Origin of the sequence: Chitinophaga nivalis, assembly GCF_025989125.1 — a bacterium.
GTDB lineage: Bacteria > Bacteroidota > Bacteroidia > Chitinophagales > Chitinophagaceae > Chitinophaga > Chitinophaga nivalis.
This window is the reverse complement of sequence record NZ_JAPDNR010000001.1, coordinates 7,443,063-7,466,620: the sequence shown is the minus strand read 5'-3', so window position 1 is coordinate 7,466,620 and position 23,558 is coordinate 7,443,063. Positions and strand designations below refer to the sequence as shown.

At 48.5% G+C, this 23,558-nt stretch carries 17 protein-coding genes; 11 read left to right on the top strand and 6 right to left on the bottom strand.

Going from position 1 to position 23,558, the window contains the following annotated elements:
* Nucleotides 1-19: 19 nt before the first annotated feature.
* The 5 genes from OL444_RS27170 to OL444_RS27150 all read left to right on the top strand — a co-directional run bounded on the left by OL444_RS27170 (nt 20) and on the right by OL444_RS27150 (nt 9,154).
* Entirely contained in the window at nt 20-3,202 is a 3,183-nt protein-coding gene (locus tag OL444_RS27170; RefSeq protein ID WP_264728186.1) for an efflux RND transporter permease subunit, read from the top strand.
* A 19-nt stretch (nt 3,203-3,221) separates the two neighbouring features.
* Nucleotides 3,222-4,640 (top strand): efflux transporter outer membrane subunit, encoded by a 1,419-nt coding sequence (locus OL444_RS27165; RefSeq protein WP_264728188.1) that lies wholly within the window; start codon nt 3,222-3,224, stop codon nt 4,638-4,640.
* A 130-nt stretch (nt 4,641-4,770) separates the two neighbouring features.
* Nucleotides 4,771-5,823: a sensor histidine kinase gene (locus OL444_RS27160; protein WP_264752044.1), complete on the top strand. Its 1,053-nt coding sequence runs from the start codon at nt 4,771-4,773 to the stop codon at nt 5,821-5,823.
* Nucleotides 5,824-5,827: 4 nt separating this feature from the next.
* Nucleotides 5,828-6,586 (top strand): LytR/AlgR family response regulator transcription factor, encoded by a 759-nt coding sequence (locus OL444_RS27155; RefSeq protein ID WP_264728192.1) that lies wholly within the window; start codon nt 5,828-5,830, stop codon nt 6,584-6,586.
* A 123-nt stretch (nt 6,587-6,709) separates the two neighbouring features.
* Nucleotides 6,710-9,154, top strand: coding sequence for a TonB dependent receptor (locus OL444_RS27150; protein ID WP_264728194.1), 2,445 nt, complete (start codon nt 6,710-6,712; stop codon nt 9,152-9,154).
* Between the two features lie 160 nt (nt 9,155-9,314).
* Here the strand turns inward: OL444_RS27150 and OL444_RS27145 are convergent, their stop codons facing one another.
* The 5 genes from OL444_RS27145 to OL444_RS27125 all read right to left on the bottom strand — a co-directional run bounded on the left by OL444_RS27145 (nt 9,315) and on the right by OL444_RS27125 (nt 17,432).
* Nucleotides 9,315-10,274, bottom strand: coding sequence for an endo-beta-N-acetylglucosaminidase H (locus OL444_RS27145; RefSeq protein ID WP_264728196.1), 960 nt, complete (start codon nt 10,272-10,274; stop codon nt 9,315-9,317).
* 54 nt (nt 10,275-10,328) lie between these two features.
* Entirely contained in the window at nt 10,329-11,966 is a 1,638-nt protein-coding gene (locus OL444_RS27140; protein ID WP_264728198.1) for a RagB/SusD family nutrient uptake outer membrane protein, read from the bottom strand.
* Nucleotides 11,967-11,994: 28 nt separating this feature from the next.
* Nucleotides 11,995-15,291, bottom strand: coding sequence for a SusC/RagA family TonB-linked outer membrane protein (locus OL444_RS27135; protein ID WP_264728200.1), 3,297 nt, complete (start codon nt 15,289-15,291; stop codon nt 11,995-11,997).
* A gap of 245 nt (nt 15,292-15,536) precedes the next feature.
* Nucleotides 15,537-16,727 carry a FecR domain-containing protein gene (locus OL444_RS27130; protein ID WP_264728203.1) on the bottom strand — a complete coding sequence of 397 codons (1,191 nt, stop codon included), beginning with the start codon at nt 16,725-16,727 and terminating at the stop codon, nt 15,537-15,539.
* A 108-nt stretch (nt 16,728-16,835) separates the two neighbouring features.
* Nucleotides 16,836-17,432: an RNA polymerase sigma factor gene (locus OL444_RS27125; protein ID WP_264728205.1), complete on the bottom strand. Its 597-nt coding sequence runs from the start codon at nt 17,430-17,432 to the stop codon at nt 16,836-16,838.
* Between the two features lie 254 nt (nt 17,433-17,686).
* Between OL444_RS27125 and OL444_RS27120 the strand changes: the two genes are divergently transcribed.
* From OL444_RS27120 to OL444_RS27095, 6 genes are all read left to right on the top strand, one after another.
* Nucleotides 17,687-18,655 (top strand): hypothetical protein, encoded by a 969-nt coding sequence (locus tag OL444_RS27120; RefSeq protein WP_264728207.1) that lies wholly within the window; start codon nt 17,687-17,689, stop codon nt 18,653-18,655.
* A 121-nt stretch (nt 18,656-18,776) separates the two neighbouring features.
* A complete protein-coding gene (locus OL444_RS27115; protein ID WP_264728208.1) occupies nt 18,777-19,358 on the top strand; it encodes a Crp/Fnr family transcriptional regulator in 582 nt (193 codons plus the stop codon).
* Nucleotides 19,359-19,575: 217 nt separating this feature from the next.
* Complete coding sequence (locus OL444_RS27110) at nt 19,576-20,025, top strand: MoaF-related domain-containing protein (RefSeq protein WP_264728210.1); 450 nt, start codon at nt 19,576-19,578, stop codon at nt 20,023-20,025.
* Between the two features lie 3 nt (nt 20,026-20,028).
* A complete protein-coding gene (locus OL444_RS27105) occupies nt 20,029-20,661 on the top strand; it encodes a DsbA family protein (RefSeq protein WP_264728212.1) in 633 nt (210 codons plus the stop codon).
* A gap of 67 nt (nt 20,662-20,728) precedes the next feature.
* Nucleotides 20,729-21,568: an MBL fold metallo-hydrolase gene (locus OL444_RS27100; RefSeq protein WP_264728213.1), complete on the top strand. Its 840-nt coding sequence runs from the start codon at nt 20,729-20,731 to the stop codon at nt 21,566-21,568.
* A gap of 71 nt (nt 21,569-21,639) precedes the next feature.
* Nucleotides 21,640-22,029, top strand: coding sequence for a nuclear transport factor 2 family protein (locus OL444_RS27095; RefSeq protein ID WP_264728214.1), 390 nt, complete (start codon nt 21,640-21,642; stop codon nt 22,027-22,029).
* A 153-nt stretch (nt 22,030-22,182) separates the two neighbouring features.
* Here the strand turns inward: OL444_RS27095 and OL444_RS27090 are convergent, their stop codons facing one another.
* On the bottom strand, nt 22,183-23,544 hold the full coding sequence (locus OL444_RS27090; RefSeq protein WP_264728215.1) for a RagB/SusD family nutrient uptake outer membrane protein: 1,362 nt from the start codon (nt 23,542-23,544) through the stop codon (nt 22,183-22,185).
* Nucleotides 23,545-23,558: the final 14 nt, after the last annotated feature.

The following is a 23,558-nucleotide window of genomic DNA, read 5'->3' as shown; positions in this document are numbered from 1 at the left end:
TAAAAAACGAGAACAAACCATGCTAAGTAAAATTATACAAAGACCGGTACTGGCCACTGTCATCTCCGTGATCCTGGTGATCCTCGGATTAGTAGGGCTGTCCCGGTTACCGATCACCCAGTTCCCGGATATCGCACCACCCAGTGTGATGGTATCGGCTACGTTCCCTGGCGGTAACGCCGCTACCGTACTGCGTTCGGTAGTAACGCCACTGGAAGAAGCCATCAATGGGGTGGAAAACATGACCTATATTCAGTCGAATGCTTCCAACGATGGTTCGGCGATCATTAACGTGTATTTCAAGCTGGGCACCGATCCCGACCAGGCTGCCGTAAACGTGCAGAACAGGGTGGCGCAGGTAACCAGCCAGATGCCCGCAGAAGTAATACAGGCAGGTATCACGACTACCAAACAACAAAGTGGTATGATCATGATCCTGGACGTATATAGTGAAGATGCCAAAAAATACGATGAGGCTTTCCTGCAGAACTTTACCAAGATCAACGTGATACCTGAACTGAAACGTATTCCCGGTGTGGGACAGGCGCAGATCTTTGGTATGAAGGATTATTCCATGCGCGTATGGCTGAACCCTGCAAAGATGACGGCTTACAATGTTACGCCGGGTGAAGTGATGGCCGCTATCCGCGACCAAAGCCTGGAAGCCGCTCCCGGTAAGTTCGGAGAAGGATCGGAAGAAGCATTATCTTATGTAATTAACTATAAAGGAAAATTCAATCAGCCGGAACAGTTTGAAAAAATTGTGATCCGCGTAGCGCCGGATGGATCTGTGTTGTACCTGAAAGATGTGGCCCGGATAGAGCTGGGCGCTGCGAGCTACGCTACCGATAACCGTGTAAACGGCAATGAAGCGGTAACGATGGCCATCTTCCAGACGAATGGTTCCAATGCGAATGAAATACAAAGCACGATCAGCAAGGTGATGGATCAGGCATCCAAAACCTTCCCCAAAGGCGTGAAATACCAGGTAACCATGAGTACCAAGGAGCAATTGGATGAATCCATTGCACAGGTAAAACATACCCTGATAGAAGCCTTCATCCTGGTGTTTGTGATTGTATTCCTCTTCCTGCAGGATTTCCGCTCTACCCTGATACCTGCCATTGCGGTACCGGTATCACTGGTAGGTACCTTTTTCTTCCTGCAGCTGCTGGGCTTCTCCATCAACATGCTGACGTTGTTTGCCCTGGTGCTCGCGATCGGGATTGTGGTGGATGATGCCATTGTGGTAGTGGAAGCTGTGCATAGTAAAATGGAACGCACCCATATGCCGGCACGTTCGGCTACCTTGTCTGCGATGAGTGAAATTACCGGCGCCATTGTATCTATTACGCTGGTGATGGCGGCAGTATTCTTGCCGGTTGGTTTTATGGAAGGCCCTACCGGGGTGTTTTACCGGCAGTTTGCCTTTACCCTGGCTATCGCGATCCTGATCTCTGCGCTGAACGCACTGACACTCAGTCCGGCTTTGTGTGCCTTGTTCCTGAAAAACACCCATGCGGGTGAAGGAGAGGATGCCCACAAACCGGTGAAAGCAGGATTCTCCCGTCGCTTTTTCACAGCATTTAACGCGGGCTTCAATGCCATGACCAGCAGATATACCCGTGCCATTAAATGGCTGATCCGCTTCAAATGGATTAGTCTGGGTGGGCTGGCAGCTATCATCGCCGTAACAGTATGGCTGATGAACAGCACGCCTAAAGGGTTTATTCCGAATGAAGACGGCAGCTTTGTGGCCTACTCGCTGGCATTACCGCCGGGAGCCGGTCTGGATCGTACTTCTGCTGTATTGAAACGGGCAGATAGTATCCTGAAAAAATTCCCGGCAGTACAATCCGCTACCAACATCTCCGGTTATAATATCCTGAGTAATGGCGCCAGCCCTGCCTATGCGATGGGCTTCATGAAACTGAAACCGATCCGCGAACGGGGTGAAATACAAAATATTGACGAGATCGTAGCTGTACTCTCTGAACAGCTGAACACTATCAAGGAAGGTACTTTCAGTGTATTTACTTTCCCAACGGTACCGGGCTTCGGTAACTTCAACGGTCTGGAGCTGGTGCTGCAGGATCGTACCGGCGGCCGCGTAGAGGTATTCAGTGAAACGGCCAACCGGTTTATCGGAGAGCTGATGCAACGCAAAGAAATAGCTGTGGCTTTTACCATGTTCAAGGCAGACTTCCCGCAATACGAAGTACAGGTAGATGCTGTCAAAGCCAAACAACTGGGCGTAAGTGTGAGTGACCTGATGGGTACCCTGCAAACGTACTATGGTAGCAACCAGGCGTCTGACTTCAACCGCTTTGGTAAGTATTACCGGGTGATGGTACAGGCAGAGGCAACGGCACGTAATACACCGGAAAGCCTGGAAAACATCTTTGTAAAAAATGACCAGGGACAGATGGTACCGGCCAACAGTATTGTGACGCTGAAAAAAATATATGGTCCTGAAATGATGAACCGTTATAACCTCTTTAATTCTATCTCTATCAATGCGATGCCTAAACCAGGCTTTAGTACGGGAGATGCGATGAAGGCGGTGGAAGAAGTAGCGGCGTCTAAATTACCGACTGGTTTCAGTTATGAGTGGACCGGTTTAAGTAAGGAAGAAAAGAGTGCAGGCAATCAGATGGTATTGATATTTGGTCTGGCCCTGGTGTTTGTATACTTCCTGCTGGCCGCACAATATGAAAGTTACCTGTTGCCGCTGGCGGTGTTGTTATCTATCCCTACAGGTATCCTGGGTGTGTTCCTGGCGATCCGGATAGCGGGTATTGACAATAACATTTATGTACAGGTAGGGTTGGTGATGCTGATCGGATTGCTGGCAAAAAATGCCATCCTGATCATCGAGTTTGCGGTGCAAAGAAGAAGAGCCGGTAAGACCTTGTTATCTGCTGCTGTGGAAGCTGCCCGGTTGCGGTTACGGCCTATCATCATGACATCCCTCGCATTTGTGGCAGGTCTGATACCATTGATGGTAGTAAAAGGATCTTCTGCACTGGGTAACCACTCTATCAGTATTGGTACGGCAGGCGGCATGTTGTCGGGTGTTATACTGGGGGTATTCATTATACCGGTATTGTTTATTGTATTCCAGTACCTGCAGGAAAAGGTATCTATTAAGAAACCTGTTGTTGCAGCAACGGAACCGGAAATGTCTGTCATGCACCCCTAATTTTTTTAATCAGATGAAGATGAAACAACATAATAGTTTATTAATCGCATTATTCCTGCTCTGCGGCGCCGTAACGGCGTGCAGGGTAGGAAAGGATTTTGTGAAACCCACGGCGGCATTGCCCGAAAAATTCCGGAATGCTCCGGCGCAACAAGACAGTAGCAGCATCGGTAGTTTATCCTGGAAAACGTTTTTTACGGATCCGGTATTACAAGGGTTGATCGACAGCGCTATTGTCAAAAATTATGATGTGCAGCTGGCGATGAAAAATGTAGCCATTGCCGCACAAACGGCGAAAGTGGCCCGGATGGGTAATCTGCCGGACATCAACCTGCAGGTGAGCGGTAACCGTAACTGGCCGTCTAAGAACAGTATGAATGGTTCTTTATCAGAACAGTTTATGGGTACCCGTTATATGGACGATTACAATCTAAACCTGGGACTTACCTGGGAAGTGATTGCCTGGGGTAAGATCAGCCGGTTGAAGGAAGTAGCCCTGGCAGAGTACCTGAGCAGCGGAGAAGCTTCCAAAGCGGTACAAACCCGGGTAGTCAGTGAAGTGGCGCAGGGATATTACAACCTGCTGATGTTGGATGCACAGCTGGTGATTGCCCGTAAAAACCTGCAGCTGAACGATAGTACTTTACAGCTGATGCAATGGCAGTATAATTCCGGTCAGATTAATACTTTGGCCCTGGAACAAACGCAGGCGCAACGGCAGGTGGCTGCAGGGCTGGTGCCTAAACTGGAACAACAGATTATCCAGCAGGAAAATGCCTTACGTATATTAACCGGAGAGCTGCCGGCAGGTGTTGCCCGTCATGCTGCCTTAAGTGAATCCCGTTTCAAGGAACAGCTGTCTGTTGGTTTTCCGGCAAGTATGTTAACTTACCGGCCGGATGTACATGCCGCGGAACTGGCCGTAAAAACAGCCAATGCCCGTGCGGGTATTGCCCAGGCAGCGATGTATCCGGCATTGAATATTACGGCTGGTGTAGGATTAAATTCATTCCGCTCCTATAACTGGCTGAATATACCCGGCAGCCTTTTTGAAACCGTTGGCGGTAGTATTACCCAGCCGATATTCCAGCGGGGTAAGCTGAAAGCAGATTATGAAAAAGCAGTGATTGAAAGGGAGAAGTCTATCCTGGAATTCCGTAAAACAGTGCTGACGGCAGTAGGAGAAGTGTCTGACGCCCTGGTGAAAGTAGATAAACTCCGGGAGCAGGAAGCGATTACCCGTACACGGGTAGACAAGCTGCAAAGCGCTACCCGTAACGCCGGATTGCTCTTCCAAAGCGGTATGGCAACTTACCTGGAAGTGATTACCGCACAGAGTAATGTATTGCAAAGTGAATTGGATCTTGCATCTTTGCAGCGGGAACAGCTGGGAGCTGTCGTAGAGTTATACCGGTCGCTGGGTGGTGGCTGGAAATAATAAACAGATAACACTGAAATATTTATATTTAACCGTTGCCTTACTTACAATGTGTTGAATGAATAAGATGAAAAGTAAAACTGCACAGGAGAAACTGTATAACAGGTATTACAGGCTCTTTATCATTCCAATGATATTCCTTTTATATTACCTGCTGTCATACCTGGTAAATCCGTTTAGTCCGTATTGGTCGTCACTGAGCAGCTCTAATCTCAAGGAGTTGCTGGTGGAAGGCACGATTATGATGTGTAACTGCTGGCTTATTACGGAATTAAGCCTGATACTGGCCAGGTGGATGGATCAGCTGATCCCGTGGGAAAAGCGGCCATTGGGCCGCTTTGTAGTACAGTTGTGCTGCCAGCTGATTGTCGTATTTGTGGTACTCAGTATTCTTTTTCTGCTGGTATTGCCCCTGATATTCGGACGTGAAGTGGTGGAACCGGCGGTAACAACGGTAGAAAAAATCGATGAGTGGCAGTTTGTATTTGTGTGCGTGATGTTATCTATATTAATCAGTGCCGTACATACCGGTAACTATTTTCTGAAACGCTGGAAGACCTCCATGCTGGAGGCCTCCCAGCTGAAACTGAATGCGGCGAAGCTGAAAGAAATTGCGATGCAGGCACAGCTGCAGTCCCTGAAACTGCAGCTGGACCCGCATTTCATGTTTAATAACTTCAGTACCCTATCGGCCCTGATTACAGAAGACAGCCGGACAGCCCTCTCTTTTCTGGAAAACCTTTCGCGGGTATACCGGTACATGATCATCAACCTGAATAATGATATTATCACCCTGAAAGAAGAAATAAAATTCATACAGGCCTATATCTACCTGATTAAAATCCGCCATGGGGATCATGTGGATATTGATATACAGATTCCGGAAAACATTATGTCGATGGGTATACCGCCTATTACCCTGCAGCTGCTGATTGAAAACGCTATTAAACACAATGTGGCTTCCGGCGCCCAGCCGCTGCATATACGTATTTACCAGGAAGGAGCCGGCACCATTACTGTCAGCAATAACATACAGCTGATCTCCTACAATATACCTTCTACCAAATTAGGATTGGAAAACATTCGTAACAGATACCTCATATTATCTGATCACACTTTAGAAATAAGAAAAGAAGCGGGGGCATTCCTCGTTACATTACCCTTACTGGAATTTAAAAAATGATGTTATGCGTGTTGTGATTATTGAAGACGAAAAACTCAGCGCTACCCGGTTGAAGAATATGCTGTTTGAAATATCTCCGGATATAGAAGTACTGGCCATGATAGATACCATCACCGACAGTGTGGCCTGGTTCCGGGAGCATAGCCATCCTGATGTGGCATTAATGGATATCAGGCTGGCAGATGGATTGTCTTTTGATATTATGACCCAAACAAAGCTGGCCTGTCCGGTTATCTTTACGACCGCCTATGATGAATACGCGATCCGGGCCTTCAAGGTAAACAGTATCGATTACCTGCTGAAGCCCATCGAAAAGGACGACCTGCAACAGGCACTGGAAAAGGTAGGCTCCCTGCAAAGTCAGGCCGATCCGAATACCGTAGTACAACAGTTGCTCGAATTTTTTAAACAGAAAGATATCACCTATCGCACCCGTTTTTTATTGCCCTTCCGGGATGGTTATAAAACAGTGTTGGTAGAAGATATCGATTTTGTTTACTCCTCGTTTAGAATTACCCATCTGGTATTGAAAGATGGCTCCCAGGAAACGGTAGCCCAAACCATGGACGACCTGGAAGAACAGTTAAACCCCGCCAATTTTTTCCGTGCCAACCGCCAGCATCTCATCAGTATACAAAGCATTGGCAGTATCCACAATTATTTCAATGGCAAGCTGAAAATAACGCTGAAACGCGATCCTGAAAGAGAGTTGCTGATCAGCAAAGAAAAAGCGCCTGCTTTTAAGCAATGGCTGGACCGTTGATTTCAGTTTCCCGCCCGGCGGTTTCAGTACGCGATACAGCCGTTCCGGTTAATTCCTTTTATAAATAATCATTTTTACAGGCAATTTTGTACCGTATAAAATATATAAACAATCTAGTACGGTATGAAAAAGTATGGGTTACTACTCATCGCAACGATAGGAATGCTGACGCAGGCACTCGCCCAACAACCGGTTACCGTGGGTGGCGTAGTGACCAGCACCGATAATACACCTTTGCAGGGAGCCACGGTATTGCTGCGGCAACCTGCCGATTCACAACTGGTAAAAGGCGTTACCACAGATCCGGCCGGCCGTTTCCACCTGGATCAGATCCGGCCGGGTACTTACCTGCTCCAGGTATCTTTTATTACTTATAAAACAGTATATCGTCAGCTGTTGCTGCCTCCGCCACAGTCGGCGCATCCTTTGCTGAAAATAACGCTTTCTCCGGCAGATACCCGGTTGAAAGGCGTGACCGTGGAAGCCCGGAAACCAGTGGTCACCAACAATAGCGAAAAACAAACACTCAACATAGAACAAAGCGCCGTGGCTAAGACCCGGAATGCTTTTGAACTGCTGAAAAACCTGCCGGGTGTGGTTGTCAATAAAGATGGGGATGTAAGTATCAGGGGGAAAAAGGGCGTAACAGTCATGATCGACGGCGAAACAGTTACCATGAGCGCCCAACAGCTGAAAAACCTCCTGAAAGCAACTCCCGGAAGTGCTTTGCAGTCGATGGAAGTGTATAACAATCCTCCTGCAAGTATGGATGGCGCCGGGAATGCAGGCGTTATCAACATCGTATTCAAGAACAGGAAAGCGGCAGGTTTCAGCGGTTCCGTATCAGCAGCCGGCGGATGGGGTAGTTACGGTAAAACAGACCAGAGTATATTGCTGGGGTATGGTACCAGTAAGTGGAATTACTCGTTGAACTATGCCCATAGTTATGACCGTACCTGGTTCCGCGACAGCAGCTACCGTACCTATACCGGCGAACATCAGGAACCGTTGCAGATGAATCAGTCGCAATACTCTCCGGAAAAGATCCGCTCTCACCTGGTGAAGCTGGGTATTGATCATTACCTGGACAGCAAAAATACGCTGAGCCTCAACCTGTCGTTTACCGACAGTAAAGATAACTTTACGGGTTACGGCTCTTCGCGTTATTACGCCAATCCTTTGGTACTGGATACGCTTACGCATCAGACCAATACTTCGTATAGTAATCAACGTGAGATCAATGCTACGCTGCGCTTTAAACGGAAAATCAATGAAGGCAGCGGCCTGACAGCCAGTATTCACACTGCGCAGCAACGGCTCCGCTCCGGCGACGACTTCCGCATACATAGTATTTATCGGCAATGGCCGGCAGGGTATCAGCAATACCGCAACGCCTATCCCGGCGATGTACAACAGTATATAGCCAGAACGGATTACTATCGGGCATTACCTTTCCCGGGTAAGTTTGAAACCGGCTTCAAAAGTAGTTTTACCAAACTGGATAACCGCCAGCAGTGGGACGATTTGCGCGAAGATAAATGGCTGACCAATACCGTTAAAAGCAATCGTTTCCGCTACCAGGAACAAATTCATGCGGTCTATGGTATTGTTTCCAGCAAAGGGAAGAAGTGGGAGCTGTCTGCCGGGTTGAGAGCGGAGTACACCATTTTACGCGGAGATACGGCCAGTTACAAGTCGTTGGTAAAACAGGACTACCTGTCTTTGTTACCGAATGTTCGTGTAGGCTATCAGGTGAGTGACAAATACAAAGTAGCCTTTCAATACAACCGCCGGATTGAAAGACCGGACTATCAGCAGCTGAATCCGGCCATACGCTACCTGGACCCGCTGACGATTGAAACCGGTAACCCGGATCTGAAAGCGCAGTTGTCGCACAACTTTGAAGTGAATCAGCAGTTCCTGCAGTTTATAGACCTGGCAGTAGGGTACAATCTGGCGAGCCGTCCATTGCTGTTCAGTATCGTGCAAAAACCAGGCAGCCCTTATACGCAGCTGGTTACGCAGAATGCAGAAAATCAGCATACAGGATATGCTTCGTTGTCTTTCCCGATACCGGTTTTCAAATGGTGGGAGAACTACCAGAGTGTGAATGTGAGTACTTCCCGGTATCAGGTTGCTGCCGGCGCCCTGCTGGAAAATGAGCGGGCTACGAGTATCGGATTTTCTTCTAACAATACTTTCTTATTACCGCATCAGATCAGCCTGGAGTTAAACGGATGGTACCAGGGCGGGGGCTTATACGGGAACGTCCGTTTCCGGCCGATCGCGGAAATAAATGCAGGTATCAGTAAAAAGCTGTGTAATGACCGGTTGAATGTAGGTGTAGCAGTATCTGATATCTTTTTTACCAACAAATTTCGTACAAGTGTAAATACCCCTGAGAGTAGCAACCTTTCCTTTATCACGTATGAATCAAGGGTCGTGAAATTTACGGTCAACTGGCAGTTCGGCAGGAAGAAAGCTAAAACTGAAACAACAACAGACGAGGATGCCGAACAGGAAGAGAAAGGGTTGCCTCAAGGGAAGTCTTTACGAAAGAGAGACTAACAGCATGGAATAGTTACAAGCGAAAGAACAAGTGAACAGCGGCATTGGAATGGTTACGAAAAATGACGCATTTCCCCGAAGGTAATAAAGGATAATCCGGTTGGATGATTCCGGTACTATCTTCGGGGAAATGCGTTATTTAATGGTCGTATGGTGGTTATCAGGGCGTGTAGGTTACACTGCTGCCATACAGGATATTGGACACGCCGGAGAAGTAGACGTGTTTATCTGTACTGGTGAGGTTGTACCACAGGTAAACGCCATAACCATTGTTTTTGGTTTGGGTAGCGAGGGAATTGGCTGTACTCTGACTGGTACTTTGGATATCCACTGCTGCCGGCGCCAGTTTGCTTTTAGGCAGGCCTGCTACATTGGGTACGGAATAAGAACCATATATCGCATTCCAGCTGTAATCCACCATATCGCCTACCCGTTTGCCACCCCAGGATAACCGGGAAGCGGCAGGACCATAGTAGTAGAAAGAGATGATTTTGGTGGGCATCAGTTTACGGAGTTCATCTACCAGTATCACAAACGAACTGTCGTTGGGCTGGGGCGTGTTGTTCACGCCATATTCCGCATATTCATCATCAAAGTCGATACCATCCAGGCCATAGTAAGTAACCGTGTCACTCAGCTGTTGGGCGAAAGCTTTGGCAGCTGCGCGGCTGGTGAAGTTACAGAAGCCGGCGCCCTGGTGGTTGCCGAGAATAGACAGCAACACCTTCATACCCTTGTTTTGCAGGGGTACAATCTGGGTGGCTCTGTTCACCAGTACACTGGTTACATTCGGGTTGTTGGATAACACTGCTTTTTTAGTAGTGGTATTGTAGTTGATATTGGCCGCAAAGATGATGGCAATATCAAACAGCTGCTGGCCGCCGGTGGTAAGGGTATACTTACCGGTGTTGGCCAGACTGTTGCTGTTTACTTCTACATAGCAGACAGATTTGCCGCCGCTTTTGGTAACGCTTTCTACGTGGGCATTGTTGCGTTCCGTGCCGGCGGTTTCATTGTTGGGGTTGTTGGATTCTTTCTGGCAGGAGGTTGCAAACAGCAAAGCAGCTCCTGTTGTTAACATGGCGGCCGTGGACCGCAGGAAATGGAATGTTGGGTTCATACCTGGAATTTTAACCTGTTAATAATGGGATGATGAATAGTTATAAAAACCGATTTACTCCCTGTCCCACCAGAGTCTGGTGCCGGCATTGTCTGCTCCTCCCAATAATTTAATAGCGTTGTTTACTTCCGTGGCGTTGGTATTATATTCATTCTGTGGAAAGGGTAATCTTCTTATTTGTATGTTAGTACTAATGGTAGTGCCGCTGTTGTTGTTGACCACCGGAAACAGTCTGGGATAGCCGGTGCGGCGGAATTCTGTCCAGGCTTCCTGTCCTTCCGGGAACATGGCCAGCCACTTCTGGGTCATGATGCGTTCCCGCTGTTTAGCTTCGGCGGCGCCGTCTTCCCATCTGATGGTAATGTCGGATGGTGCGGATGCATTGTTGGCAGGTCTTTTGGGATCTACATATGCATCCGGTTTAAAGGTGCTGTTGGTGGCATACGCAGCATCCGGTACGCCCCATTGTTCCAGGGAGATATTGATACCCCGCTCATATAACTGTTGTACCGCGCCGCCTGCATTCCAGCCATTCAGGGCTGCTTCCGCCCGCAGGAAGTATACTTCGGCGGCGGTCATGAGCTGCACGGGTGTATTGAGGGTAAAGGTGCCTCCTTTGTAGTTGATGCTGGAATAACCTTTATAATCATCTTTGGCATTGGAACCGGTAATACTGCCAATACGGATACCAATATACTGTGCAGGAAAACTGGTATCGGTGGATTTATCCAGGTACTTCGGGGTACGCGGATCATGATAGCCGGTCAGGTAGCATTGCAGCGATGCGTTGATGCTGATATCGTTCCAGTTTTTGGCAAGGAATACCAAAGGATTGGTCAGTCCGTTGCCGGTTACTTTCACGTTCATGTTGCCGCTGTTTTCTGTGATCACGCCACCATTGGCAGGGTTGACCGCTTTTTCCGCCTGCAGCTTTGCGGTAGCACGATCTGCTTTGGAGATGTGCATGGCCAGGCGTAAGCGCAGGGAGTTGGAGAACTGCAGCCATTTGTTGAAGTCGCCGTTGTAGACAAGATCGAACTGGGAGAAGTCGAACGGTAATTTGGTACCGTTGCTGATCTGTGCCCGGAGACTGGTATTGGCAGAATCCAGTTCCAGGAAGAAACGTTTGTAGATATCTTCCTGACTGTCGTATGGAATGTCTGCTTTGCTGCTGCCGGCTTTGCTGTAGGGGATGGGGCCATAGATGTCTGTAACGCGGCTCATGCCGGTGACTTTGATGATCTGTGCTACTGCCCATACCGCAGGGAAGGATTGATCAATCCCGTTTCTGCGCAGTTTATCCAGGGGCGCCATGATATTGAGGTAACCTACTTTAAAGGCTTCTCCGTTCCAGCCGGTCATCATAAAGTAGTTCAGGTTGTTTCTGCCGCCGTTAAAGGGAGTGGCAGACATCATATAACCGGAAAAACAATCTGCATTCAGGTTCTGCTGTACCTGAAAGGAGTTGGGATCGCCCCCGCCGGAGAAGTTGTAGATCGCCATCTGGGCGGTTTTCAGGTAGGCGCCCAGGTCATTGAAATCTGCTTTCAGGTCGGCATTGGATACGCCGGTATTGTCGGTATTATATCGTTCAAAGTTTTTGGTGCAGGAAGCAGCGCCTATCAATAACGCCGCAACGGCAACGTATACACGACATTTATTGGGAAGCATCTTTTTTATGTAGTGGTTCATTTCTTTCAGTTTTACGGTAACGGATGATTTAAAAAGAAGCATTCAGGGTCAGGCCATAGCTACGGGTGGCAGGCAACATAAAGATGTCCACACCGGAAAGGCCGTTGGCGGTTGACATGGTTTGTTCCGGATCAAACGGTGCTTTTTTAGAGAAGTAAAGCAGGTTCCGTCCTGTCAGGGAAAGCTTCAGTGTTTTAACGACCGTGTTTTTTATCGGAATGGTATAACCCAAAGCTACTTCACGGAGGCGCACAGTAGTTGCACTATAAATATATTCTCCGGATACGGCTTCACGTCCGCCTATGGTACCATACCATTTGGCTGCGTCAACGGAGGTCACCGGATTACCGAGCGGATCTACACCGTTTATTTTTACGCCGCCTGCATTACGGGCTTCGCCGCTGGCTTTTGAAACGCCGTATTGATCCATCATGGATTGGGTGATAGACATCACCTGGCCACCAAATTTGCCATCAATCAGGAAAGAAAGCGTGAAATTGTCAAAAGCCAGGTTGTTGTTCCAGCCCAGTTGCCATTTGGTATTGGCGTTGCCAACATATACCTGGTCGCCGCCTTGTTTGATGGGATTGCCTTTGTCGTCGATCATGATGCGGCCCTGTGCATCCCGTTGTAAAACGGTACCATAGATGTCGCCGAAGGAACCACCTGCTGCAAACCGCGATACATAGTTGGCGCCGGAAGCACCGCTGATGGTGAAGCTTTTTACATTCGGCGCCAGTTCCACAATGCGGTTGTCGTTAACGGAATAGTTCAATGCAGTATTCCATTTTAGTTTGCTATGGCGTAATACCTCATAGCGGATAATGGCTTCTACGCCCTGGTTCTGGATATTACCGGCATTGATATAAAAGGACTCAAAGAAGGAAGCTGCGCTGGCATCAATCTTCATGGTCTGGTTACGGGTATTGGTTTTGTAATAGGTAACATCTGCACTCAGGCGGTTATCAAAGAAACGCCATTCGGTACCTACTTCCAGTGATTTGGTTTTTTCCGGTTGCAGTTCGCGGAAAGGCGCTGTTTTGTTGATATCGATATTGCCGGCGCCCCCTGCTCCAATGGTGTTTTCTGCCGGGTTGGTCTGATAGGCCAGCGGCGCATTGCCTACGATCGCGTAGGAACCACGGACTTTAGCAAAGCTGACAGCCGTAGGGAAGTGTACGATCTGGCTCAGGATAAAGTTTAACCCTACGGAAGGATAGAAGAAGGATTTGTTAGGTGTATAGGCCAGGTTGGAAGCCCAGTCGTTACGACCGGTGAGGTCCAGGAATGCCCAGTCTTTAAAGGAGATATTGGCACTGGCAAATACAGATTGGTATTGTTCGTGCATTTCCTGTAGCGTACCGGAGTTGCGGCCGTTTACTTCGGTGATGTTCTGTACGGTAAAGATGTTGGCATATTTCAGCCCATCCTGTGAGGAACCGAATTTTTCACCGGTGGTTTTTACATCGCGGATGCTACCGCCTACCAGACCTGTGATGCGGATATCCTTATTCACCGGCAGGTTGAAGTTGGCCAACAGGTCGCCGTATTGCTGGGTGATAGTACCGTTGTTGTACAGGTAGGAACCGTTGGCGGGTACCAATACTTTGTTGGTGCCGGCATAGTTTTTTTGTTCGTATCTGTCGTTGATCCGGTCGATGCTACCACGGCCCTGGATATTCAGCCAGGGAGTCAGTTCATATTTCAGGCTGGCGTTGAGTAATATACGGTTGCGGTTAAGGCTGTTGAGGTTCCTGTTGATGATCCACCACGGATTTTGCTGGATGTCTTCATCGAAGGGCCACCGTTGTACCGGCAGGAAGTTCCGGGCAGGGTCCGGGGCTTCAAAATTATTTTTATAGGGTTGCAGGTCCAGGCCACGGGGGAAGAGATACAGGCCGGTGAGCGGATTGTAGTACAAGCCGGTTAACGGCGTGTTGTCTATCTGCTGCGTCATGTAGTTGACATCTGCTTCCGCGGTCAGTTTATTATTGAGGAAATGCCCTGTTTCCTTGAAGTTGATATTGTGGCGGCCGAGTTTATTGCCGGGTGTAATGCCTTTGGCGGAAGTATTGGCATAAGAGAAATACGTCTGCATTTGCTCTGTACCACCGGATAAGCTGATGGCATTCGTCCAGGTCTGGCCGGTCTGGTAAAAAGACGACAGGTTGTCTGCGGCGCCATTGGCCAGTTGTGGGCCCCAGCTTTGTGTTTTGCCGGCGCCGGTTTGGCCGTAGTTGTTTTGAAAATCGGGTTTATAGGCTGCCTGGGAGATATTCAGGCCGGAGGAAAAATTGATTTGCGTACGTCCGGATTTACCGCTTTTGGTGGTGATGAGAATCACCCCGTTGGCGCCCTGGCTACCGTATAAAGCAGCTGCGGAAGCACCTTTCAGCACAGATATGCTCTCGATGTCTTCCGGGTTCATATTGGAAATAGGATCGCCGCCATCGTAGGCATTGCTGCCGCCATATGCACTGGTGGGCTGATTGGTCACGGTATTGTTCATGGGCACTCCATCTATCACATACAGCGCCTGGTTGTTGCCGAGGCCGGATTTATTACCGCGCAATATTACCTTGGCAGAACCGCCTATTCCGGATGCACTGGAAGAGATAGACAACCCGGCTACTTTACCGTTCAGGGTATTCATCAGGTTGGGATCTTTGGCTTTGGTGAGTTCCAGTCCGTTCAGTTGCTGCGAAGCATAGGTGATGGACTTCTCCGATCTTTTGATACCCAATGCGGTGACTACTACTGCGCCCAGCTGGGTGTTGGCTTCTGTTAGTACTACCTGCAGGGTGGTGTTATTGCCCACGGGGAGTTCTTTGGTTTCGTAGCCAAGGTAGCTGAACACCAATATTTCTTTGGGTTCTGCCTGCAGGGAGAAGGCGCCTTTTTCATTGGTGAGGGTACCTCTGTTGGTACCTTTTACCTGTACGCTTACATTCGGGAGCGGTTGCCCGGTAGCGCCGGTAACAGTGCCCTGGATAACGGCTACGGGGCGGGCGGTGGCAGTTGCTGCCGGGGCAGGCCTGGGTGCAATGACGATGATCTTATCGACGATGCTGTAGCTGAAAGGTTTATTTTTCAGGCATTTGTCCAGTACTTCGGGCAGCGAAGCATTGGAGACATGGATGTTTACGAGGCCGGCGCTTTGCAGTTGTTTTTCATCAAATACAAATTCATAACCGGTCTGGCGGCTGATCTGATTAAATACATCATATAATGCCAGGCGTTTACCGGAAAGGGTAATGTTCTGGGAATACGTTTTGGCGCTCAGGTGTAGGGAGATAGCCAAAGTCAGGATGGCAGTTAATTTCATAACCAACGGTAATTTTCTTCGCAAATACCCGCATCTACTGCGTTTTTTGCAGACAGTAAGTAGTTCCATACTTTTGTTGCTTGGCTGTTTAAGTTCAGTTTTCTAATGTCAAAGGGAATTGGATGGCCAATTTTTATAACCGGGTCCTGACGGCAATCAGGCCCGGTTTCTTTATTGGAATAGTGGAATCGCGTGACTAAGTCTTTTTCATAACTGCAATATTTTGATGATGACACAGGTATATACTAATGCTGTTTATAAGGCATCACTTTGATGGTGCTGCCGGTAACAGTAAACTGTACTCTTTGTGTTGCTTCCAGTGCTTTCAGCAAGGCGCCGGCATCTGCGCGGCGGGATATAACCCCGGTAAGGTCGATGTCTGACAGGTTGCCTTCAAAGGCAATAGAAACGTCATACCAGCGGGCCAGTTGCCGCATAATGACTTGTATATTGGTATTGCGGAAGCGGAATTTTCCTTCTTTCCAGGCCAGTGTTTGTTCGATATCGGCAGGGCTGATGGCAAAGGCGGGTGTTTCCGGCGACAGGCTGGCCTGAAAGCCGGGTTGGAGCAGGCTGCGGTAGTTGCCGCTGGCCAGTTGTACGGCTCCTTCCACCAGGGTGGTACGGATACCCTGTTCATCCGGATAAGCCATAATATTGAAGCTGGTACCCAGCACCGTAACGGTTAGCGGATCGCGGCTGCCGGCGCCATTGACTTTTACCCGGAAAGGCATGGCCGCATTTTTATTGATTTCAAAATATACTTCACCGGTTACTTCCACCAGTCTTTCCCTGCCTTTGAAGGCAGTAGGGAAACGGATGCTGCTGGCGGCATTCAGCCATACCTTACTGCCGTCGGCCAGCAACAGCTGGTATTGGCCGCCTCTGGGCGTGGCTACGGTATTGTAGAGTATTTTGCTATTATCGCCTGCGGCCTGGTAGCTGAGTGCGCCGTTGGTATTGGTGATCTGCGTATTGCCTTGCACGGCCAATGCCCCGTTGTTGGTGCTGTCCAGGGAGATGGTGGTATTATCGCCCAGGGTGAGGATGGCTTTGTTGCTGCCCGGTGCCAGCGGATTTCGTTTCACAGCGGCTACGGGTGCAACCGGCGTAGGTTTGGCGTACCAATACATCCCGGCTGTTACGATAGCGGTGATCAGTACAGCGGCAGCCACGAACTGGCGCCAGTAGAGGCGGATTACCGGTTTGGCTGCCGGTGATGGTGCGTGCAGGATGTCCTGTAAGATGGCCTGCAAGGCGGCAGGATCGGCGGAATGGCCAGGTGTGGTACTTTGTAGCGTTTGCAGGATATCTGCTTTAATATCGGCTTCATATTCACCGGAAGCGACCAGCTGTTGCAGCAGTTGCAGCTCTTCACCACTCAGCGTGTGGTGTTTGTATTTCTCCAGCAATTGTTGAAAATCAGCAGTGGTCATAACGTGGATGTATTTTAAATCAAGCCTGATAATGGTAAAGACGATCGGGGGATGCCAAAGGAGTATTCCGGTTGAAAATATTTTTTTGAGGGAGAGAAGGGGTGGTCACTAACCACGGAAAGAGAAGAGCAGTAAGAGGGTCAGCAACCAGCTTTGTAGTTGCCGCCGGATGAAGGTGCGTAAAAACCGGGTGGCCAGCTGCAATTGTTTTTTAACAGTATGTACCGATATATTCAGTTGCCGGGAAATTTCTTCGTTACTGAATCCCTGTTGCCGGGCCATATATATTTTCTTCCGGCCGGGTGGCAGGGCCGAGATGGCGGTATGGAGCAATGCTTCATATTGGTGTTCCTGTAGCCGGTGATCGGTGTCGGCGATGTGCTCCGGTTCCTGGGCATGCAGGTAGGCAATGGCTTTTTGTTTGACCAGCTGCTTTTTAAAGCTGTCGTAGATATGATTGCGGGTAAGAATGAACAGGTAGTTGGGGAAGTCTTCCACGGTGGCCATCACCGCCCTTTTTACCCATATTTTCAAAAAGATTTCCTGCACGGTTTCCCGTGCGGCGATCTCATCTTTTAAATACAGCATGGCTACTTCAAATACCCGCTGGCTATAAGTATTGAAGAAAACAGTATAGGCTGCCCCGTTACCGGCGGCAACCTTGATGAGTAGCTCCCGCTCATCTGGCAAAGACAAATTTGACAATATACTATCGTTTAAAATACCGGATAAATGTAAAACTAAATTGTAACCGGGAAAAAAAGAAACTGTCCTGTCAGGGGAGTGCAGGGGGCAGACAAACTCAGCCCGCGGCCGGGTTGATAAAGTAAACCGTAGCAGTCCCGTGTTGACGGATCCCGATAAAATGACCGTAATACCAACACAGTATGCGGTTTTATCTGTTACATTTGCAACCGCATGTGATGCCTATTCTCTTTATATATTAATATCAACAATCAATGAAGTACGCCTTTGCCTGTTTGTTATTTAGTTCTTTTCTGTCCACTGCAGGTTATGCACAGTCCACTGTCACAAGTGATCTCCTGAAGAAAAATGTAAGCGATACCATTCTGCAGCCCCGTACGCTGTTCCTGCCGGAACCTTTTGATGGTTCCAAAGCGTTGTTAAAGCTCTTCCCCGGAAAACACTACAAGTTCCCCGAGAAAAGTTACAATAGGGAGCTGATTAACTGGGAGTGTAAAACCTGTCCGCGGGTGGCTTATCCGGATGCGAATGAAGATGCGGTAGATGCATTTCCCTACGCCGAAGGCGTAGCTACCCGGTTGATGAATGTCATGGACTTTAAGGATGCTGACAGTGTACCCTATAAGGTCATCAGCTTTAATCATTCGGCCTATGACCCGGATGGATTGCAGGTATCCCGTTTTACCGGCGGTTTACTGGGGCTGGCAAAATTCATGCTGACCAAAGACGGCTGGCGGTTACGGATGTTCCAACCGGCGATAGCGGCCTATGGGGCCTTTTCCCAATGCCCCAAAACAACGCCGTTACTCATCGGAGACGGACAATATGCTTTTATGATCAAGCATATGAATGGCGGCGCGGGTGGTCCTTTCTATGGCGTGTATTTTATGATCGCCGGTACCAACGGCGCCTATCAGCAGGTAATGGCAGCTTATGTCATTGAGAAAACAGCCATGGCCGAGGAGGAAGGATTGTCTTACTGGAACAGTGAATATAGTGTGCCGGCCAGCGATAAAAAATACTTCCGGGATATACTCATTACCACCGACGGTGTTTGCAGGGCTACGGATCTGGAAAGCCTGCCGGATGCGGTGAAAACATTGATGAAAGGCCGGAAGCAGGCGCATTTCAGAATGGTACAGCGTTATGTGTATAAAGGCAGTAAAGGATATCAGCAGGAAGGCCCTGCTACCGCCACACTGACATCTCCGGCTAAAAAATAATTAAATGGTATTTGTTTTCCGGAAGATGATCAACGCGTACATCTTCCGGAAAACAGTACGGTATAGTTGCTTGTTTCCCATTCCTGCACTTTCTTTTTGATACGTACTTTATATTTGTAGTATGTATACAGCACTCCGCAATAACATCAATAAACACATTCGTATTTCGGACGAAGACTTTGCACAGTTTGCCGCTCCTTTTTATTTACAAAAGGTCGCCAAAAAACAATTCCTGTTACGGGAAGGGCAGATATGTAAGTTTGAAGGCTTTGTGAATAAAGGTTGTCTGCGGGTGTATTACCTGGATGAAAACGGGTTTGAACGGATCTTATATTTCGCCATCGAAGACTGGTGGATAACAGATATCGACAGTTTTACCAACAACATTCCGTCTATATTAAACATTGAAGCGCTGGAAGACAGTGAAGTACTGTTAATCACCCAACCCTATAAAGAGGCGCTGTATGAACAGTTGCCGATTGTAGAGAAACTGTTCCGTATCATGACCCAGAAAACCCATGTGGCGCTGCAACGGAGAATGATCTCTTCGCTGGGTAAAACCGCGGATGAACGTTATGTGGAATTTATTGAAAAATATCCGCAACTGGAACAACGGCTAACGCAGCAGCAGGTAGCCGCCTATCTGGGTATCTCTCATGAATTTCTTAGTAAAATCCGGAAAAAACTAAGCCGGCATAAATAATTCCTTTTTTGCACCCTGTAACAGCAAACTCAACTCCCGTACTTGTATACAATCTCTTTTTGCAGTCGTTTGGCTGACGAAGATATTCCTTTTTTGTGATCGGAGAACAGGGAGCGTTTGTTAACGCCACCGGAAATGAAATGATCCCCTTTTTGAACTAGTTCAACTTTTTTCGCCATCCGGTGTTCTAGTTTTGTTTTCATAATAAACGACTATTATGATGAAAACAAATACACGTTTATACATCCGCCGGAGCTGGCCGGTGTTATTCCTCGCAACAGCTGTGATATGCTTGCTGGCAGCCTGTACGGATCGTTCTGCCGGAAGCGCTGGTGCGGAAGCTATCACGCTCCTGGGTAAAACCGGACGTATCACTTACCCGGCATTTACAGCGGACGTAAAATACCTCAACGACACCCTCCTGCATTGGAAAACAACTGATACTACCGGTAAGGTTACGGAGGAAGATGCCCACATTGCTTATCAGCCGCTGAATGACCATCTCTATTTTTTAAACTGGATTGAAGCAGATGGGCTCACGGTTAGTCAGGTGATCGATACCGAAAAAGGAACCGTTACTGCTTATCTCAGCTATGGCAATACCCAGGTGTCTTCCGGTCGGTCCGGTGAGCTGGTGAAAGGAAAATTTGAATTTATAAAAAACTAAATAATGAAACTGATTTATATCATGGACCCGCTTTGCGGCTGGTGTTACGGTAATTATCCGAATACCCTGCGCACAGCAGAAAAATACCAACACAGTATTCCGATGGAAATAGTACCGGGTGGTATGTGGGCCGGTGCCAATGTGCGCCGGCAAAGTAAACAGATGGCGGCTTATTTCAGAAAACACGACGAACAGATTGCGGCCCTCACAGGTACTGCATTTGGTGAAGCCTACTTTCAATTCATCACGGATGAAAACATTTTACTCGACAGCGAAGTGCCTTCCCGGGCTATTGTAACCGTGCAGCAGCACTGGCCGGATAAAAGCGTGGCTTTTGCTGCCGCAGTACAAAAAGCCCGCTATGCAGATGGAAAAGACCTGAATGAAACGATGGTGTATGAAGATATCTGCACGGCATTGGACATAGATACCCCAGCATTCCTGTCGCTTTTCCCCTCTGCGGAAATGAAGGCTGCTACACAGGAAGCCTTCCGCCGCGCCGCCGGTTATGCGATGTCATACCCGACACTGCTGCTGGAAAAAGACGGCAAAACATTTTTAATAGAACAAGGCTATTCCACTTTTGAAGAAGTGGTGGGCCAGATAGAAAAACATCTTTCCAACGTAATCATCTAACTAATACTATATGAAAAAGCATGCTTTATTGATAACGGCTGTTTTAATCATTTCAACTTTATTCAACATGACAACAAACGCACAGTCTTTTAAAACCATTGATGCCACTCCTTTACAGCTGCAGGTATATGCAGCGCCGGAAACCAGTTTTGGGGTAGCTTCCGTGATTGTCAGCGGTAAAACCGATGCCATCCTGATAGATGCGCAGTTCACCTTGCCGGAAGCCCGTAAAGTGGTAGAAGCCATCAAAGCCAGTGGTAAAAAACTGACAACGATTTTTATCAGTCATGGTGACCCTGATTTTTATTTCGGCCTGGAAGAATTTAAACGGGCTTTCCCGGGTGTAACCGTATATGCAACGGCTGCCACTGTGGATCATATCAAAGCTACTGCCCAGAAAAAACTGGAAGTATGGGGGCCGCAGCTGGGTGAAAATGGGACTAAAAACGTAGTGCTGCCACAGGTATTGAATGGCAACAGCCTGGAACTGGAAGGTAATAAACTGGATATTGTATCAGTACCGGAGGTGCCTGGCAGAACGTTCGTATGGATTCCTTCTATTAAAGCCGTTGTGGGTGGTATCAATGTATTCGGCACCGGCTTCCACCTGTGGGTGGCAGATGCGGCTTCCGCAGAGAAACGTCATCAGTGGGTGACCGTGCTGGATAAAATCGAATCCCTGCACCCGGCTATTGTTATTCCTGCGCATTTCAAAGAGGGCGCTGCCCTGGACATCGCTTCGGTACAATACGACAAGGCTTACCTGAAAACGTATGAAGCAGAACTGGCCAAAGCAAAAACTTCCGCAGCGCTGATTGCCGCCATGAAAAAACATTACCCGGCAGCTACTTTTGAAACCGCGCTGCAACTGGGTGCTAAAGTGAACACAGGAGAAATGAAATGGTAATAAGAACAATCACCTTTATCAGCTGGCTGGCAGTTATCTTACTGTCGGCCGGCTGCCAAAAGCACCCGCATATGACGAATAAGGAAATCGTTCAAAGTACGTACGAAGGAAAAACATCTGAAGAAAATGGTAAAAACCTGGCAGCCGCAGTAGCGCCGGATGTACGCTGGACAGAAACCGCCGGTTTTCCTTATGCCGGCACCTATACCGGTATCACAGAGATTACCCGGCACGTTTTTGACCGGCTGGCTACGGAATGGATCGACTATAAAGTAACTATCGATAGTTATGTAGCGGAAGGGGACCAGGTGGTCGCCTATGGTACCTATTCCGGTATCTGGAAAGCAACGGGTAAGCCGATGAAAGCCCGGGTAGCACATCTATGGACGCTGAAAGCAGGTAAGATTGTTAGTTTTGAACAGTTTGCCGACAGCAAAAAAGTGGTGGATGCCATGCATTAATCAACTGGGTTATTAAAATATCTTTCCGGTGTCCGGTAATACAGCCATACTGATTATTGTATGCCGGCAACTAAAAACCGCCGCCACTGTTCTCCTGAGAGAACAATGACAGCGGCAGGCAGGGATAGTGCTTATCTTCAACCGGTTTCCCGGCTATTTGTTACCCTTGTAAATATCCCAATTCTGTTCATTGGCAGATCTTTCCAGCTGTGTGAACACACTGCCTTTATCACCTGCTACCGGAATCTCCTGTAAACGATTGTAACGACGTGCGTCGATCCAGCGATGTCCGGAAGGCTCAAACCACAGGGAATATCTTCTTTGGAAAAGGATTTCTGTAATCAGCGCATCTTTGGTAAGGGCCCCTGTGTAAGGAGGGAGCCCCGCCACACTGCGAATGCGGTCGATGGCTTTTACGGCATCTGCTGTTTTATTCAGCTGGGCAGATGCTTCTGCATAGATGAGTACCAGCTCTTCGTTACGCAGGTAGGGGATAGGGCTGGTATTCTGTGCCCAGCGTTTATCCTGGTATTGGCTGGATAAAGGTACTGCTCCTACGGTATTGATCAGCGGCGCTTGCCGCAGGAAGAATTTTTCCTGTACGCGTTTATCGCCCGGCAAGGCGTCCGTAATCATGGACGGATGTACCACGGGCACGTTGCTGAAACTACCATCCGGCACATAATACAGCGGGTTGAAATCATCCGGAGGCAGGCCAAATACATGGGCCGGACCTACATTCAGATCACCGTCGATGTTAAAGAAAGAAGCTGGTAATACATCCAGTGCTTCCTGCCAGTGTTGCTGATAAATGGCTACGCGGGCGGCCAGTGCGCGGTTGACCTGTATCAATCCTGCCGGCGTACTGAATCCGCTGTAACCGGCGGTGAGGCGGAAAGGCAGGGTATTGCCAGCCTGTTTCAATGACTGGTAGCCACTGTCCAGCACCGCCCGGATAGTTTTCAGCGCTTCCTGATAACCTACAAACCCTCCTGGATTTAATTCATCCGATACACTGATACGGATACCACTGTTGTATTGTGAGTTCGCCGGTATCAGGTACTGATATCCCTGCAGGGTGAGGGCAAATCCGATATAGGCATTTTTTTCAACCGGCGTGACGGCATCGGTGTTGTTAACGGCACTGATGAGTACATTGGCTTGTTTGATGGTTTGATACGGCGCAGCATAGGCTCTGTCGATACCATAGAAGTTAGCATCCGGTTTGCGTCCGCCCTGACCCAGCCAGAACTGAACGTTCCGGGAATCGGACGAGTTGAAATACCATATTTCCCGGCCAAAGGTACCGAAGGCGGTAGCTGCGGTAGAGATGTATTCCCGGCTGCGTGCTTCTGTACCGGTGACCAGGCTTTGCAGCTGCGTTTTAGAGGCGTTATTGGTAACGCTGGCGATAGATGGGTTATTGGGATCTATCACGGGATCCAGCTTGCAGGAGCCCAGCGAAAAAGCCAGTAACGTTGATAAAAGTATGGTGGAAGAATGTTTGTGTGTCATATGCTATAATTTTT

Bases quoted from the DNA above. Each gene is read 5' to 3' on its own strand.
- OL444_RS27090 (WP_264728215.1), bottom strand. From the start codon at position 23,544: ATGACACACAAACATTCTTCCACCATACTTTTATCAACGTTACTGGCT.
- OL444_RS27100 (WP_264728213.1), top strand. From the start codon at position 20,729: ATGACAACAAACGCACAGTCTTTTAAAACCATTGATGCCACTCCTTTA.
- OL444_RS27160 (WP_264752044.1), top strand. From the start codon at position 4,771: ATGATATTCCTTTTATATTACCTGCTGTCATACCTGGTAAATCCGTTT.
- OL444_RS27155 (WP_264728192.1), top strand. From the start codon at position 5,828: ATGCGTGTTGTGATTATTGAAGACGAAAAACTCAGCGCTACCCGGTTG.
- OL444_RS27150 (WP_264728194.1), top strand. From the start codon at position 6,710: ATGAAAAAGTATGGGTTACTACTCATCGCAACGATAGGAATGCTGACG.
- OL444_RS27130 (WP_264728203.1), bottom strand. From the start codon at position 16,727: ATGACCACTGCTGATTTTCAACAATTGCTGGAGAAATACAAACACCAC.
- OL444_RS27105 (WP_264728212.1), top strand. From the start codon at position 20,029: ATGAAACTGATTTATATCATGGACCCGCTTTGCGGCTGGTGTTACGGT.
- OL444_RS27110 (WP_264728210.1), top strand. From the start codon at position 19,576: ATGATGAAAACAAATACACGTTTATACATCCGCCGGAGCTGGCCGGTG.
- OL444_RS27140 (WP_264728198.1), bottom strand. From the start codon at position 11,966: ATGAACCACTACATAAAAAAGATGCTTCCCAATAAATGTCGTGTATAC.
- OL444_RS27145 (WP_264728196.1), bottom strand. From the start codon at position 10,274: ATGAACCCAACATTCCATTTCCTGCGGTCCACGGCCGCCATGTTAACA.
- OL444_RS27170 (WP_264728186.1), top strand. From the start codon at position 20: ATGCTAAGTAAAATTATACAAAGACCGGTACTGGCCACTGTCATCTCC.
- OL444_RS27095 (WP_264728214.1), top strand. From the start codon at position 21,640: ATGACGAATAAGGAAATCGTTCAAAGTACGTACGAAGGAAAAACATCT.
- OL444_RS27165 (WP_264728188.1), top strand. From the start codon at position 3,222: ATGAAACAACATAATAGTTTATTAATCGCATTATTCCTGCTCTGCGGC.
- OL444_RS27120 (WP_264728207.1), top strand. From the start codon at position 17,687: ATGAAGTACGCCTTTGCCTGTTTGTTATTTAGTTCTTTTCTGTCCACT.
- OL444_RS27135 (WP_264728200.1), bottom strand. From the start codon at position 15,291: ATGAAATTAACTGCCATCCTGACTTTGGCTATCTCCCTACACCTGAGC.
- OL444_RS27115 (WP_264728208.1), top strand. From the start codon at position 18,777: ATGTATACAGCACTCCGCAATAACATCAATAAACACATTCGTATTTCG.